Annotated in this window: 18 protein-coding genes; 13 read left to right on the top strand and 5 right to left on the bottom strand. The window is 30.9% G+C overall.

Translation table 11 applies throughout. The annotated features are described in order from the left end of the window. The 11 genes from GFV00_RS02160 to GFV00_RS09875 all read left to right on the top strand — a co-directional run bounded on the left by GFV00_RS02160 (position 1) and on the right by GFV00_RS09875 (position 7,755). Entirely contained in the window at positions 1–567 is a 567-nt protein-coding gene (locus tag GFV00_RS02160) for a molybdenum cofactor guanylyltransferase (RefSeq protein WP_160556460.1), read from the top strand. Then, the gene (locus tag GFV00_RS02155; protein WP_160556462.1) at positions 564–794 is read left to right on the top strand and encodes a MoaD/ThiS family protein; all 231 of its coding nucleotides are present in this window, start codon (positions 564–566) and stop codon (positions 792–794) included. The genes GFV00_RS02160 and GFV00_RS02155 overlap by 4 nt, the downstream gene beginning before the upstream one ends. A gap of 20 nt (positions 795–814) precedes the next feature. Further along, entirely contained in the window at positions 815–1,900 is a 1,086-nt protein-coding gene (moeB, locus tag GFV00_RS02150; RefSeq protein ID WP_160556464.1) for a HesA/MoeB/ThiF family protein, read from the top strand. 12 nt (positions 1,901–1,912) lie between these two features. Continuing rightward, positions 1,913–2,350, top strand: coding sequence for a molybdenum cofactor biosynthesis protein MoaE (locus tag GFV00_RS02145; RefSeq protein WP_160556466.1), 438 nt, complete (start codon positions 1,913–1,915; stop codon positions 2,348–2,350). A 4-nt stretch (positions 2,351–2,354) separates the two neighbouring features. Next, on the top strand, positions 2,355–3,044 hold the full coding sequence (locus GFV00_RS02140; RefSeq protein ID WP_160542285.1) for an MOSC domain-containing protein: 690 nt from the start codon (positions 2,355–2,357) through the stop codon (positions 3,042–3,044). Positions 3,045–3,075: 31 nt separating this feature from the next. Then, entirely contained in the window at positions 3,076–4,335 is a 1,260-nt protein-coding gene (locus GFV00_RS02135) for an alginate export family protein (protein WP_160556468.1), read from the top strand. Positions 4,336–4,352: 17 nt separating this feature from the next. Next, positions 4,353–5,261 (top strand): bifunctional molybdenum cofactor biosynthesis protein MoaC/MoaB, encoded by a 909-nt coding sequence (gene moaCB, locus GFV00_RS02130; protein WP_160556470.1) that lies wholly within the window; start codon positions 4,353–4,355, stop codon positions 5,259–5,261. A gap of 15 nt (positions 5,262–5,276) precedes the next feature. Beyond that, complete coding sequence (modA, locus tag GFV00_RS02125; protein WP_105297402.1) at positions 5,277–6,041, top strand: molybdate ABC transporter substrate-binding protein; 765 nt, start codon at positions 5,277–5,279, stop codon at positions 6,039–6,041. 4 nt (positions 6,042–6,045) lie between these two features. Continuing rightward, positions 6,046–6,723, top strand: coding sequence for a molybdate ABC transporter permease subunit (modB, locus tag GFV00_RS02120; protein WP_160542282.1), 678 nt, complete (start codon positions 6,046–6,048; stop codon positions 6,721–6,723). Between the two features lie 8 nt (positions 6,724–6,731). Further along, positions 6,732–7,388, top strand: coding sequence for an ATP-binding cassette domain-containing protein (locus GFV00_RS02115; protein ID WP_160556472.1), 657 nt, complete (start codon positions 6,732–6,734; stop codon positions 7,386–7,388). Between the two features lie 154 nt (positions 7,389–7,542). After that, positions 7,543–7,755: a hypothetical protein gene (locus GFV00_RS09875; RefSeq protein WP_160556474.1), complete on the top strand. Its 213-nt coding sequence runs from the start codon at positions 7,543–7,545 to the stop codon at positions 7,753–7,755. 154 nt (positions 7,756–7,909) lie between these two features. Here GFV00_RS09875 and GFV00_RS02105 read toward each other — a convergent pair whose 3' ends face one another. The 5 genes from GFV00_RS02105 to GFV00_RS02085 form a co-directional block, all read right to left on the bottom strand. After that, positions 7,910–8,692 (bottom strand): GIY-YIG nuclease family protein, encoded by a 783-nt coding sequence (locus GFV00_RS02105; protein WP_160556476.1) that lies wholly within the window; start codon positions 8,690–8,692, stop codon positions 7,910–7,912. Between the two features lie 54 nt (positions 8,693–8,746). Further along, entirely contained in the window at positions 8,747–10,009 is a 1,263-nt protein-coding gene (locus tag GFV00_RS02100; RefSeq protein ID WP_160556478.1) for a Y-family DNA polymerase, read from the bottom strand. A 1-nt stretch (position 10,010) separates the two neighbouring features. Then, positions 10,011–10,427 carry a LexA family transcriptional regulator gene (locus GFV00_RS02095; protein ID WP_105297408.1) on the bottom strand — a complete coding sequence of 139 codons (417 nt, stop codon included), beginning with the start codon at positions 10,425–10,427 and terminating at the stop codon, positions 10,011–10,013. Positions 10,428–10,706: 279 nt separating this feature from the next. Beyond that, positions 10,707–11,360 (bottom strand): response regulator, encoded by a 654-nt coding sequence (locus tag GFV00_RS02090; protein WP_160556480.1) that lies wholly within the window; start codon positions 11,358–11,360, stop codon positions 10,707–10,709. A gap of 308 nt (positions 11,361–11,668) precedes the next feature. Next, positions 11,669–12,715, bottom strand: coding sequence for an alpha/beta fold hydrolase (locus GFV00_RS02085; protein ID WP_160556483.1), 1,047 nt, complete (start codon positions 12,713–12,715; stop codon positions 11,669–11,671). Between the two features lie 660 nt (positions 12,716–13,375). Between GFV00_RS02085 and GFV00_RS02080 the strand changes: the two genes are divergently transcribed. Together GFV00_RS02080 and GFV00_RS02075 are read left to right on the top strand one after the other, a co-directional pair. After that, entirely contained in the window at positions 13,376–13,891 is a 516-nt protein-coding gene (locus GFV00_RS02080) for a ClbS/DfsB family four-helix bundle protein (protein WP_160556484.1), read from the top strand. 824 nt (positions 13,892–14,715) lie between these two features. Then, the gene (locus tag GFV00_RS02075; RefSeq protein ID WP_160556486.1) at positions 14,716–14,868 is read left to right on the top strand and encodes a hypothetical protein; all 153 of its coding nucleotides are present in this window, start codon (positions 14,716–14,718) and stop codon (positions 14,866–14,868) included. Positions 14,869–14,946 lie beyond the last annotated feature (78 nt).

The following is a 14,946-nucleotide window of genomic DNA, read 5'->3' as shown; positions in this document are numbered from 1 at the left end:
ATGGAAGCTTATATCCTTGCAGGAGGAAAAAGTACTCGCATGGGAGAAGATAAAGGTTTGAAAAAACTAAACGGAATTCCTATAATACAATACAGCATTGAAGTTTTATCCCAATGTTTTCCATCGGTTAAAATTAATACGGATAAAGAAGAATATAAACAATTCGGTTTAAAATTGGTTGGAGATAAGATTAAAAATAAAGGACCATTGGGAGGAATTCATGCAGCATTAGATCACTCAAAAAAAGATGTATTTGTTGTAAGTTGTGATATGCCTTTTATTACCCCCGAAGCAATTAATTATCTAGTTAACAACCTCAGTACTAATTTAGCCACCATAGCAAGTTATAACGGAAGAATTCAACCATTGTTTGGAATATATACCTATGATGCACTACAATTTATAGAAGATAAACTAGCCCATAACCAATTAAAATTAAAGGAATTTATTATAGAATCCGAATCTAAAGTAATCGACCTAACTGAGATAATTAAAAAAGATATCTTTTCAAATATAAATACCCAAGAAGAATTTAAGAAAATCGAAAAAAATTTTAAAACAATATGAATATTAAAATTTTCGGGAAATTAACCGATATTTTTCAGAATGAAAAATATCAACTTAATGATAAAGTTAATACTGTTTCAGAACTTAAAGAAATATTGGAAACTTATTTTCCTGAATTAAAATCATTAAATTATTTGATTATTGTTAATAACCAAAATGCAAAAGAAACAGACCCGATACCGGAAGGTGCAGAAATAGCTTTACTTCCGCCATATTCCGGAGGATAAAAATTTAATTTAATCAATCGATGGATTTTAAAAGATATAACAGACAAATAATTTTGTCCGGATTTGGTGTGGAAGCCCAGATTAAACTTTGTAAGTCTCGTGTATTGGTGGTGGGAGCAGGAGGATTGGGTTGCCCCGTGCTTCAATATTTAGCTTCAGCCGGAGTTGGACAATTGGGAATTGTTGATTATGATACTGTTGAATTAACCAATTTACATAGACAAATTTTATTCAAAGAAGGCGATATAGGAAAGTTTAAATCGGAAGCAGCAAAAGAAAGGCTTGAAGAAATGAACTCAACTATTAAAATTATCTCTTTCAAGGAAAAGGTTACTTCAAAAAACGTATGTAAACTTATAGATTCCTATGAAATCGTTGTAGATTGTACAGATAATTTTCAGGTACGGTACCTTCTTAATGATATTTGTACCTTAAAAAATATTCCCTTAGTATATGGAGCCATTTATCAATATGAAGGTCAAGTTTCTGTATTCAATGTGGAAAAAGATAAAATGAAAACCAATTACAGAGATTTGTTTCCTGATCCACCCAAACCTTCAGAAGTTCCAACCTGCAATGAGACAGGAGTTTTGGGCACTCTGACGGGTATAATTGGCACTATTCAAGCCCAAGAAGTTATAAAATTAATTACAGGTATCGGAGAACCTTTAGTACATAAATTAATGATATTTAACATCTTGTATTATAGTACTCGAATTATTAATTTTGCCGAGTCGGAAAAAAATTCAACTCCAAAAAATGAAGATGAATTTAAAGCAATCGATTATGAATGTAGTTGTGGAATTTTTTCATCCGATAATGAAATTGAAAATCTTACCCGGTTGGAAGAAGTACTTTCCAATGAAAAATCGATACTGGTTGATGTAAGAAATGAAAATGAACTACCCAAAATTTCCGGTTTCGACCATATACAAATTCCGTTGTCTGTGATTGAAGAAAATATACCTATTCTTGAAAAATATGATACAATTGTATTTGTTTGTAAAACGGGAATACGCAGCAACCGAGCTGTCGAGATAGCCAAAGAATTGTTTCCCAATAAAGCTGTATGGCATATTCGAAACGGAATTGACACGATTTTTTAAATAGAAAATTATATGAAAAAAATGTATCCATTTTTAGAGGGAGCTATACCCGCAGAATTTATTTCTGAAAGTATTCAAAGCCATACTCATAAAAAAGATATTGGAGGACATAGTATTTTTTTAGGACAAGTTAGAGCAGATATAATTGAAGGAAAGGAAGTTGAAGGAATAGAATTTACCGCCTATCAAGAAATGGCCGTTGAAAAACTTTCACAACTACGGGAAGAAATATTTTCTAAATATGATTTGTTGTGCATGCATGTATATCATAGCCTCGGTTTGGTAAAAAAAGGCGGAATTTGTCTTTTTGTTTTTACATCATCTAAACATAGAAAACCTGCTATGCTGGCTTGTGACGAATTAGTTGAGAGAATAAAAAAAGAACTTCCCATTTGGGGTAAAGAAATATTTAGCGATAACAGCTACCAATGGAAAGAAAACAAACAATAAAACCATGAAAAAACCTTTAATTAGCTCTTTACATGCAGGTAAAATACAACGCTTGGCTAACACAGAATATCAAAGCGCCATTAACAAAAAAAAAGTTACCGACTCGCAAAAGGTATCCAAATTGGGATTAATTAATGATGAACAGAGTGATAAGATCAATCATGGAGGAGAAGAAAAAGCGGTACATCAATATGCCTTTGAAAATTATGAATATTGGAAAACGTCTTTGCCTGAACTTCCTTTATTAGAAAAATCAGGAGCATTCGGCGAAAATATTTCCTCATTAGGAATGACGGAAGAGACGGTCATGATCGGAGATATTTATAAAATCGGCAGCTGTGTGTTAGAAGTTAGTCAAGCCAGACAACCGTGTTGGAAATTAAACTATCATTTTCAATGCAGTGATATGTCGCTTAGAGTACAAGAAAGTTTAAAAACAGGATGGTATTATCGTGTATTGGAAGAAGGAAGTTTAAAAGAAGGAGATACTATTGAGCTAATAGATCGGCCATATCCCGAGTATAGTTTAACCTATTTATTAACTATTTTATATAAAAAAGAAAATTGTTTAGATAAGGAAATTTTAAACAAATTATTAAAGATAAAATCATTAGCACTAAGTTGGAAAAAAATATTTAGCAATCGTTTAGAAAATGGAACCATTGAAAATTGGGAAAAACGATTGTTTAAATAGAGAAAATTAATTATTAACTAAAATTAAATTTATGAAACACAAAAAAATTTGTTATTTGTTGTTTTTTAGTTTAGGGAGTTTAAGTCTCTTAACTGCACAGAAAATTAAAATTGACGGAGAACTGAGAACCAGAGGAGAATTAAGAAGTGGTTTTCGTAAGCCTTTGGCAGATTCTTTAGATGCTGCTTATGTGAATAATTTAAGGGTACGATTGGGTGCTACTTATTCTGAAAAAGATTATAAAGTTAAAATTACTTTACAAGATACGGAAACGTACGGATCAAATGGAATAAATAAAACCGGAAATAATTTAGGAGTATACGAAGCTTGGGCAGAATATTTCTTTACCCCTGAATTTTCAGGAGTTTTAGGACGTCAAATTTTAGAATATGACGACAAGCGTCTTTTTTCATCCGGTAATTGGAGCAATACCCCTAATGCACATGACCTTTTAAAATTAAAATACGAAACTTCTAAATTTAAAGCACATGTCGGAGGAGGTTGGAACAATGCGGCAGATGTCCTTTATGAATCTGTGTATGACAAAAGTTATAAATCATTATTCTATACTTGGTTATATAAACCAATTGGAAAATTTACAGCTTCTGCCATATGGGTTAATGAAGGATTCCAAAAAGGAGAAGTTCCTGAAGAAGTAAAAACTTCTATCTTTAGAAATACAGTAGGAGCTAACTTTGGATTAGATGATCGCAGCATTCCTTTTTCATTTTATGCAACCGGATATTACCAGTTTGGATATGATAGATCTGACAGTAAATTAGATGCTTCTTTATTAGCTTTGAAAACTAAGTATAGATTCTCCGATTTCATTTCAGCTAACGTAGGGGTTGATTATTATTCAGGTTCCAAATCCACGTTATCAAAATCTAAAGATCACACGTTTAATAAACTTTATGGAGCTAACCATTCTTTTAATGGATCTATGGAGTATTGGGCAACCTTACCTAAGCAAGGGTTACTTGATTTATACGGTGGAGTGTCTGTAAAAGCTAATTCAAAACTTAGTTTTGACGGAGGATTCCATACTTTTTCAACTGCTGAAAAAATGGATAACCGAAATAACAAAGGCATAGGATCTGAAATAGATTTATTGGCAGATTATACAGTTTCTCAAACATTATCTTTACAAGCAGGTTGGAGTACTTATATGAAAAACAAAGGAACAAGAATACTAAAAGATCAATTGGGGGTTGATACCAAGTTTCCACAATGGGCTTATATCATGATTACTTTCAAACCGGTATTCTTTTCAACCAAAGCAGAAAAATAATTTAAAAAAATAAAAAAGTGGTAAATATAACGCATAAAAGTAATTCTTTACGAAAAGCCATAGCTCAAGCGGTGGTTAAGGTGGGATCTCAACAAACTATTCAAACTATTAAGGATAACAAAGTTCCCAAAGGAAATATTTTTGAAATGGCAAAAGTTGCCGGATTATTTGCGGCAAAGAAAACAAGTGACATGATTCCTGATTGTCATCCGCTGCCCATAGAATATACTTCCATAACCTATGAAATGAAAGAGTTAGAGATTTATATTTATGCTGAAATACATACCATTTATAAGACAGGAGTTGAAGTGGAAGCTATGCATGCGGCATCGGTAGTTGCCCTAACGATGTATGATATGCTTAAACCCATTGATAAGAATGTCGAAATCCAACAAATTAAATTACTGGAAAAAAGAGGTGGAAAATCAGATAAAAGAAATTCATTTGATTTACCATTAACTGCATCCATATTGGTTTGTTCTGACAGCATTTCTAAGGGTGATAAAAAAGACCGTGCTGGTAAAGTAATTATGGAAAAACTTCAAACCATAGGAGTAGATGTTTCAGATTATGAAATTATTCCGGACGAAAAAGAGGATATACAAACCAAAATTAGAGAATATCACCGGAAAGGAGTAAATTTAATTTTAGTAACCGGCGGTACCGGATTATCTAAGAGGGATGTTACGCCTGAAGCGGTTCAACCTTTACTGGAAAGAGAAATTCCGGGAGTGGCTGAAGCGATAAGAAGCTATGGGCAAAATAGAACGCCTTTAGCCATGTTATCCAGAAGCATAGCCGGATTAATCGGAAATACCTTAGTAATTACTATGCCGGGTTCAACCAAAGGAGCAGAAGAATCTATGGATGCAGTTTTTCCTTCGATACTGCATATTTTCAAAATAATTGAAGGAGCACAACACTAAAAATTTTATATAATCATGAAACGTAAGCTAGTTTTTTTGCCGATATTACTATTTTTATTCGGCTTAATATCTTGTACAAAAGAACGTAAAGCTACTATTGCCGCTGCTGCTAATTTAAGATATGTACTGGAAGAAATTAAAGAACAATATCTTAAAGATTACCCGGGCGCAGATCTCCAAATTACTTATGGATCTTCAGGAACTCTAACCCAACAAATTATTAATGGAGCCCCTTTTGATCTCTTTATGTCTGCAGATACTAAATTTCCCGGCAAATTAGAAGATCGAGGGTTAACTTCTGCATCGGCAGTTAACTATTGTTACGGAAGAGTAGCCATGTGGAGTTCTACATTGAATTTATCGCAAGGATTGTCAGCCGTTTTGTTACCGGAAGTTAAAAAAATAGCCATTGCTAATCCGGACAATGCTCCCTATGGTTTAAATTCTGTTAATGCACTTAAAAAGGAGGATTTATACGATAAAATAAGTAAACGTATTGTATGGGGAGAAAATATTAATCAGACGGCTCAATATGCATTTTCAGGAAATGCAGAAATAGGGTTTATTGCTTTATCGCTGGCCTTAGCACCCGAAATGAAAAATAAGGGGCACTATTATGTATTACCGGAAGATATATGTCCACCGATAGCACAAGCTGCCGTACTTATAAACGGGTGGGAAAAAAACGGTGAAGCTTCTCGTTTCTTGGATTATATCATCAGTTCCAAATGTGACAATATTTGGAAAAAATACGGATACGGTTTAGCAAAAAAAGATTAATTAATTGAGCGAAGATTTTATAAACACTCTTTGGCTTACAGGTAAGTTGGCAACTCTATCAACCCTTTTCTTATTGTTTATAGGGTTGCCGGTTGCCTACCTGTTGGCATATACGCATTTCAAAATAAAACCCCTGGTAGAAGCTTTGATCTGTATGCCTTTAGTTCTTCCTCCCACGGTACTGGGTTATTATTTATTGGTAGCCTTTAGTCCTCAAAACATACCGGGCGCTTTTTTAGAGAAACATTTTAATACCAGATTAGCTTTTACTTTTGAAGGCATAATTATAGCAAGTATTATAGCAGGTTTGCCCTTTATGATACAATCACTTCAAAATGGATTTTCGTCTCTTCCTGTAAGTTACAGAGAAGCTGCCTATACTTTAGGAAAATCCAAAACAACTACATTTTTCAAAGTTTTATTACCTAATATAAAGCCTTCTCTTATCACCGGTGTAGCATTAACTTTTGCGCATTGCATAGGAGAATTTGGAATTGTGCTAATGGTTGGAGGAAATATCCCCGGAGAAACTCGTATAGCTTCTATTGCCATATACGATCAGGTACAAGCATTAGATTATAAGACCGCAAATCAATATTCATTTATTTTATTTTTAATTTCATTTATATTGCTTACTCTCATTTATAGCATTAATAAAGGTTTTAAAATTAAAACTATATAATTTTCTTAATGATATATATTGATATTGAATATAGAATTTTAACCTCGGAAGGAAGTCGTATTCTATCTGTGCAAACTGAACTTCCCGAAAACCAATTAATATGTATTTCCGGGCCTTCGGGAATAGGAAAAACTACACTTCTTAGAATGATTGCCGGTTTAACAAAACCCGATCGGGGAATAATTCAAGTAGGAGATTGCATTTTCTACGATTCTTTAAATAACATAAATTTAAGTCCGCAAAAAAGAAATATAGGTTTCATGTTTCAAGATTATGCTTTATTTCCCAATATGACGGTGGAAGAAAATATATCTTTTGCACAAAATAAAGTAAAAGATAAAGCATGGGTGGATACTCTAATTAAGTCTTATGGATTAGATGCTTTACGAAATCAGAAACCTGATAAACTTTCAGGAGGACAAAAACAAAGAACTGCTCTTGCTAGAACTTTGGCTAAAAAAGCGGATCTATTACTTCTGGATGAACCTTTGTCTTCTATAGATTCGACGATGAGGATAAAACTTCAAAATGAAATTTTAAAGACACATGCTGTTTTTGGTTCTACTACCTTAGTAGTTTCTCACGATCAGGACGAAGTTAACAAAATGGCTCAGTGTGTTTTATATATGGAATACGATCAAATTCGACTAATCAAGAATTCTTAGAATTATACTATATTTTATTTTATCTTATCTTTCTTGTATAAAATACATGTATTTTTATTAAAATTCGTATATTTTTTTAGAAATTTGTATCTTTGTGTGCACTAAATAAATTTTTCATAATATAATTGAAAAATTAAAACTAACTTCTAGATAAATGAAACTATTAATTTTTCTTTCTTCTTTGCCGGGATTTTTAACAATTACTTTTATCATTTTAAAACTTTTAAATATTATAGAATGGTCTTGGTTGATAGTTTTTTCGCCTTTATGGTTTACTTTTTTATCTAGTATGATTTTTATTTTATTATTAATTTTTCATGTAAAAATTTATAAAAGATATCTTGAAAATTTTTTTAAATTAAAATGATTATTAGGTAAAATAATATAACACTAAAAACGATTTATTAAACGTAAACAATTGTCTGTCTGTACTTAATAGAGGCAAAAAATATAGTACATTACCGGTATGGAAATAATTACTGATTGAAAAACAAAATTACTAGGTTTATAGTAAACCTGTTTTATTTTTTTTTCAAATAACTTCTTAAAATTCTTCTCGCATCTTTGTTATCCGATTTAGGCATAATAAACGTTAACGGATTTTTTCGAGATCTTTTCGGGCAGAATCCGAATCCTTTATAAATTCCGTTTTCAATTAAAACTAATCCCTTTTCATCCTTTGTTCTTCCCGGAAGTTTTAATAATACGGTTTCTTGTGGAAAAGAATTTTTTTCTAAATATTGATGCACACGCTTGTTATAATCATCTACGGGTTCTTCATTAACGCAGGCGCCTAAACACTCGTGTAGCGTATATTGGAAACATTGGGCCTTGGATTTATACAATCCGTTTATTTTTTGGCAAAGTTTATAAGTTTCCGTAATGCGGAATAAATCTTCTTTTCCTTGCTTTAAGCTCAAGTAAGAATTAATTTCCTGTGATCGGTTATCTATCTTTTTCAATTGTAAAGATATATACCCTTCTTGAGTTATTTCGGGATATAAACCATAATAAAAAATGCTGTGCCTTTGCGCTCTATTATAAATAGGTTTGTGGTGTTTTATTTCCTCAGATTCCATAAGCAGCGCAATTAATTCGCTTCCTGTAGGTTCATACCTGACTTTGGAAGCAAAGTTTTGTATTTTTACTGATTTACGGTCGGTACAAGTAAAATGTTGACTTAATCTTTTTTTGATATTATTGCTTTTTCCGATATAAATCAATCGTTCTTCATGGGTATAAATATAATATACTCCCGGAACGGTGGGTAAATCGGTAACCATCTTTTTTAAATCCTCACGCATATTCACTCTGTTTTTTATAAAATTATCATCGGATGATATTTAGCCGGATATTCCTTATACCTTAACTTGTATAAGTTCCCTCATATCGGTAGAGAAACGTTTAGAAAGTCGGGTCTGCTTCATCTTCCAAGTCCTTTTAATATCTTGACAACCCAATTTCAGTTTATCTTCATGGTATTTATGGTTCAACTTATCCATAATCTTCATAATAGGTTGGTGTTTCAGGTAATAATCCTCATCAAACAAAGAAATTTGTCTTTCCGATTCAGGGATTAGACCAGAAACAATAACTCCTGCTTTTTTGTATTGGTACCCCTTTTTATATATGGTTTCCAATGCCTTTTGAGCGCATTTACTTAACTCAATAGCTGAATTGTGGGGATTAGACAGCGTTAAAGTAACAGCGGGGTGATGTTGAATTAAATCGCCTCTATAGAAATTTGTATGCAGGAATACAGTCACATAATTACAACAACTTTGTTGTGCGCGTAATTTTTCTGAACATTTCACGGCAAAGGTAGCTACTCTTTCTTTTAAATCTTCTAGTTTGTCGGTCATGTAATCGAAGGTGCGGGTAGTGGCAATGGACTTTTTACGAGCCGGCAAATCTATATCCAGCTGAGGAATTCCTTTTAATTCATTAATCATGCGGATTCCTACTATTCCCATTTCTTTACGTATAAATGTTTCCGGAAGATTAACCAATTCATAGGCTTTACGAATACCTTTTGCCTGAAATCGTTTGTTTAATCTTCTTCCAATTCCCCATATATCTTCAATATGCAACCATTTGAGTGCTTTTTCAATTTTTTCGGGAGAATCAATAACATATACATTATGGGTTTGCTCAGGGTATTTTTTGGCTATCCTGTTAGCTACTTTGGCAAGTGTTTTAGTAGGAGCAATTCCTATGCTGGTGGGAATGCCTACACCTTTATGTATATATTTTCTTAAGTCTAAACAATGTTCCCGCAAATTTAATTGCATATAGCCGTTAAAGTTCATAAATGCTTCATCGATAGAATATATTTCAACTTCTTTGCAATAACGCCCGATGATATTCATTACACGGTTACTTAAATCACCATATAGGGGAAAATTGGCGGAATAGAGGAATATTTGATTTTCTTCAAATACTTTTTCATATTTAAATGCAGGAGCTCCCATAGGGATGCCGAGAGCCTTTGCCTCATTGGAACGGGCAATTACGCAGCCATCGTTATTTGAAAGCACACAAACAGGTTTACCTGTTAAAGAGGGATTACTCACTCTTTCGCAAGAAGCATAAAAGTTATTACAATCTAATAAAGCGTACATGCTATGAAAATTTTATAATAGTATGGGTAAGTATTCCCCAAATAATAAAATCTTGATCAGGAGTAACCCGGATCGGTTCGTATTCCTTGTTTTCCGGCAGGAGAATAATTTCTTTTACTATTCCTTTTTCCTTTACTACTTTTAGTCTTTTTAATGTAAATTCCCCGTCTATATAACATACGGCAATATTGCCGTTTTTAGGTTCCAATGCTTTATCCACGATAATAAGATCTCCGTTATAAATCCTCATATCTTTCATAGAATCCCCATTTACTCGTGCCAAGAAAGTGGTTTCGGGATCTCTTATTAATTCGTCGTTCAAATTAATTCGTTCCAAATGAAAATCATCTGCTGCCGAAGGAAATCCGGCTTTGATGTCTCCTGCAAACCATAAAGATAAATTATCTTTTCGCTTCATAAATGCAAATTTATTATGAATTATGTTGAAAAAGAAGCGATAAAATAGCAATTTGATTGATATTTAGATAATATCAATGATATATCCTTAATAAAATAAAGGCATATTTATGAGGTGCTAACTGTTTCAACCATCATTTATATACCGAAAGGATATAGGGATCGGATATTTACTGTTTAATTGATGGATTTCATGAATATATGCATTAAACTTTTATATGTAATTGAAAATAAATCAATTAGGTTGTAAAATATTTTTTAATAAATTTTACCGTACGATTTATATTAAGTTCCAATCCGAAAATAAAGTAAGTAAATGTAAAGTAGTTGCAGCTCCGGCATGTTGTCGAATCGATACCAATCTTTTATTTAAATAACTTTCACTGTTGGGATATACCTTTTCTGTCTTGAATTTAACTGAAATTTCAGGTACATTCATACCAACCGATAATAGGCGCACTAATTCCAGGTCGTTGTTTGTGAACTCAAATAATCCGCCTTTTTGAGATTTGTTGGAATACAGGTATATTTTATTTTCATAAACATCTTCTATAGCTTTCTTTAATTCTTTTGCACTTTCTGCGCTTTTCGTTATAAAAGCATCTATATTATATTTTTCAAAAAAAGAATTAATAATAGGCTGTCTGTCTTCAATGGAAAAAACAATAATTTTAAGATCGGGAAATTCCTCTTTGGCTACTTTAATAAGTTCTTCCCCTGATGTAATGGCATGTTCTTGATTAGGGTCAAATGTTAAGTCTGTAATTAATAGTCCATAAGGTAAATTATTAGAAAAAGACTTTCGAATTTTAGAAATGGCATCATCACAATAATTTGCTTGGTCAATATGAGGAATATTTAGTTCTTCAACTATCTTTTTAACAGCAAAATTATCGTTAGAGAAATTCTCTGCAATAAGAATCTTTTCAAACATAATAAAACTTTTTAGCGTTGTGTTGTTGTCTTTGTATTGCCTGCAAAAATAAGATTATTATTTTAAAATTCAGGGATAAAATTTTACACTTTTTTAGTAGAGATTAAAAACGAAATAAGGAAAAGGGTTTTGAGGATATCATAACAGTAATAGAAGTTAAGTCATGTTTTTTAAAGATTAAGTAACTTATATATAATTATCGGTGATTTTTTTCTAATTTTATTGAAATGATGTATATAAAAATGGCAAGGCTATAAAATAGTTTTTATATACTCTTGCCATTTATGAAATTTTTTTAAAGCTTCTGGTTATTTTACTAAGAAATTACTTATTTGGTCAATCAATTGAATATGAATATTTGCACGCTCATTCGTATCAAATTGACAAGTAGGAACTTGATCCGGTCTGTCTTTTTGAAATAGTTCAATTGCATTGTTTCTGCAGATAGCCATAAAACTGTAATGGGTAGCTTTATTCAAAGGTATGTGCTTAGTTGTTTTTGACGGTAAATATTTAGTTAAATAACCGGTTTCTAATTTTGCCGGTATTCTTTCTACAAATGGTCCGGCGGAATACACTAAAACCGGAATTTTTATTTCCGATAAGCTGGACGGAATAAACATGCGGCCAAATCCTATATCTAAAATTACAGCTTTTTTGATACGGGAATCCTTCATGTCCTTGTCTAATTTTAAAAAATCTGATGTTTCATCTAAGTCTTTCATTTGCTCATTAAAAACATCACATGCCAACATGATAGGATATTTACGGCATTCTTTTTTGAAAACTTTAGCAGAAGATTTACCACCAATAGCTTCTACTGCAGTCCATCCTCCATAAGAGTGCCCGATAATAGAGATATTATTAGCATCTATATGATCCGAAAATTGTTTAGTTTCCAATAAATAACTGATCGTACGGCGAATATCTTCCGGACGGGCTAACATATTTCGAGCAAGTTGCGGATCCATATCTTGCAAGGTAGTTCCGGGATGATTAGGCATTGCCACAATAAATCCCCTTTTACTTAAAGCTGCAGCTAACCAAACATGATTATCCCAAGACCCATTCAGTCCATGGGAAAAAATAACCAAAGGAAAGTTTTTATCGGATATTTTCGCATCATAAATTACACTTTCGCCAATGATATATTCATTGTCTCCAATTCTTGCCATGGGATGTTTTGCTGAAGTAGGATATACTAAAGCAATTTGAAGCGGTCGTGAATTATCATTTAAATTTAATTCACGAAATCCTGCATTATAACTATTATTATTATTTGAGATTGATTGGGCAGAAAAATTGATAATAATAAATAATAGACATAAGAAGCTTAAGGTAATTTTATTTTTCATTTTCATTTTTATATATTAAATTATATTTATTCAATAATATTTATCGTAATTATTTTAATCGTATCCGGTTAGTATAATATAATTACTCCTAACCAGGCAGTATAGTAATTATGCTTAATTATAAAAATTGGTTTTTATTAGAAAAAAAATCTATAAATAAGGTAATCCAAATTTTATCAGGTTAGATAAAATAAGTTTACTGATTAATTTATGAACATTCTTTTTTAAAGTCATAATCATTCATATAAATCATTTTAAAATTAAATTATTTATACACAATAATACTTATAAATTTTAAAATAATTTTTTAAAATTAATAAAAATATATAAGTTAAACTCCTGATAATTGTCATTTTTGTGTTTATTTATATATTATTGTTATTGTGTTTTTTGATTGAATCGGTACGAAATATTTTACTCGTATTCAGTAAATATTTTTTATTATTTAATTATAAAAAAAATAATTTTATTAAACTAAAAAATAAATTTTTATATTATAAATTCGAGTGAATAAGTGTAAATAACCATATTTTTATATTTTAAAATGTATAAATAACTTATATATATTGAAAAAATGTAAAACAAATAAAATATTGTATATTTATTTTCATATATTTGAAATGAAAAAATGAAACATTTTAATAAGTTAAAAAAAATAAAATGAATTACGAGAATAAACAGCATCTATTGGATGACATAAATAAAACTGCTAAGCTATTTATTGATGAATTCAGTGAATTATCCGAATCAGATAAAGATAAATTAATAGATGGAGTGGATCGAACTCCAAGTCAAATGATTGCTTATCAATTAGGATGGATGGATCTTGTCAAGTCTTGGGATGATCTTGAACTCGCTGGACAAACCCCAACATTACCAGCAGAAGGCTACAAATGGAATCAGTTAGGCACATTATATCAACACTTTTATAAGATTTATGAGGATTATTCATTACAAGAACTGATTAAATTATTTAATGAGAAACTTGTTATCTGGAATAATTGGATTAACTCATTAGATGATAGTACACTTTTCATAAAAGACTCGCGTAATTGGACTAAACCTTTTCCTCCAGCATGGACTGTTGCACGATTTATCCATATTAATTCTGTTGCACCATTTAAATCCTTTAGAACTAAAATTAGAAAATGGAAAAAATTAAATTCAAATCAGTAAAATCATAACATTTATTCCCAAAAAGATAAGGAACTGTATGGCTTTTTCAGAACAAGAAAAGAAACACCTTTTAGAACTAAAATAAGTTGGTGATAAAATCATAGAAAGATTACAACAGATGGGATTCGATTCATTTGAAAAGTTGCGTAGTACTACCTTAGATGAAATACTGAGTATTTATACTAATATAAAATATAATTTAATGATATTAATATCAAAAAGTAAGTATTTAAATTCTAAAAGAAAGGCATGTTAGCCGGTATAGGTTAATTCGATTAATTCAATTAAAAATTTAATCAAAAGCGTTGGCAATAATTATTTATAAATAAAAAGCATACATCAGGATAATAGAAATGATATATGATCAGTCATGAATTTAATATATCCTGCTTGAAATATGAAAAATTAAGTAAAACGATTATAATATTGATTTGCACATATCAGATAGAATATAGGTCATTTCAATAAGAATTATAAAAAATAGAAATTAAAATAGAAATTAAGTAGGTGCTAATCTTTTAAGAATAGATAATCCTAAATATAGGGAACGCAGTAGTGAATGAAACTAATTCATTTAAAAAAAAATAATTACGGAAAAATTTTCCTATTATTGACTAGGATTAGATTGAATGTGTTTTTATAGCAAAAAACTGGTTCGTTTGTTAATTCATATATGGCTTAAAATAAAAAAATGATACAATGATATGAGATAAAAAATAAATAATCAATAAGAGAATCTGCTAACCACTCGAAATTCAATCAAACTAAATTTAAACTATTAAAAAGTAATACTTAAGAATAAAACTCAAAAATTAGGTGAATTTTTGAAAGGATTGCTATACAAAATGATCATATTTGGGGCAACACCACAAATAGGTGAAAAATGGAATTCTTTATTTCCATTAGAGATAGTTGCGTATGTTGAAAAAGGAGTAAAGATATTTTCAAATAAATATTTTTTATTAATAAGAATGTAAAGAATTTATCGCTAAAAGATTCTAACATTTAAATAATAAAAAAATGAACCCAATAAAGCCTATTTCAAGACAAATAAA

This window comes from Apibacter sp. B3935, from assembly GCF_009827705.1.
In the GTDB taxonomy this organism is placed as follows: domain Bacteria; phylum Bacteroidota; class Bacteroidia; order Flavobacteriales; family Weeksellaceae; genus Apibacter.
Note: the sequence above shows the minus strand (reverse complement) of the source record. Positions and strands in the feature narration are given on the sequence as shown.

Coding starts and splice junctions, on each gene's coding strand:
- GFV00_RS02140 (WP_160542285.1), top strand. CDS start 2,355: ATGAAAAAACCTTTAATTAGCTCTTTACATGCAGGTAAAATACAACGC.
- GFV00_RS02115 (WP_160556472.1), top strand. CDS start 6,732: ATGATATATATTGATATTGAATATAGAATTTTAACCTCGGAAGGAAGT.
- GFV00_RS02085 (WP_160556483.1), bottom strand. CDS start 12,715: ATGAAAAATAAAATTACCTTAAGCTTCTTATGTCTATTATTTATTATT.
- modA (WP_105297402.1), top strand. CDS start 5,277: ATGAAACGTAAGCTAGTTTTTTTGCCGATATTACTATTTTTATTCGGC.
- GFV00_RS02155 (WP_160556462.1), top strand. CDS start 564: ATGAATATTAAAATTTTCGGGAAATTAACCGATATTTTTCAGAATGAA.
- GFV00_RS02135 (WP_160556468.1), top strand. CDS start 3,076: ATGAAACACAAAAAAATTTGTTATTTGTTGTTTTTTAGTTTAGGGAGT.
- moeB (WP_160556464.1), top strand. CDS start 815: ATGGATTTTAAAAGATATAACAGACAAATAATTTTGTCCGGATTTGGT.
- GFV00_RS02090 (WP_160556480.1), bottom strand. CDS start 11,360: ATGTTTGAAAAGATTCTTATTGCAGAGAATTTCTCTAACGATAATTTT.
- GFV00_RS02105 (WP_160556476.1), bottom strand. CDS start 8,692: ATGCGTGAGGATTTAAAAAAGATGGTTACCGATTTACCCACCGTTCCG.
- GFV00_RS02100 (WP_160556478.1), bottom strand. CDS start 10,009: ATGTACGCTTTATTAGATTGTAATAACTTTTATGCTTCTTGCGAAAGA.
- GFV00_RS02160 (WP_160556460.1), top strand. CDS start 1: ATGGAAGCTTATATCCTTGCAGGAGGAAAAAGTACTCGCATGGGAGAA.
- GFV00_RS09875 (WP_160556474.1), top strand. CDS start 7,543: ATGAAACTATTAATTTTTCTTTCTTCTTTGCCGGGATTTTTAACAATT.
- GFV00_RS02080 (WP_160556484.1), top strand. CDS start 13,376: ATGAATTACGAGAATAAACAGCATCTATTGGATGACATAAATAAAACT.
- GFV00_RS02095 (WP_105297408.1), bottom strand. CDS start 10,427: ATGAAGCGAAAAGATAATTTATCTTTATGGTTTGCAGGAGACATCAAA.
- GFV00_RS02145 (WP_160556466.1), top strand. CDS start 1,913: ATGAAAAAAATGTATCCATTTTTAGAGGGAGCTATACCCGCAGAATTT.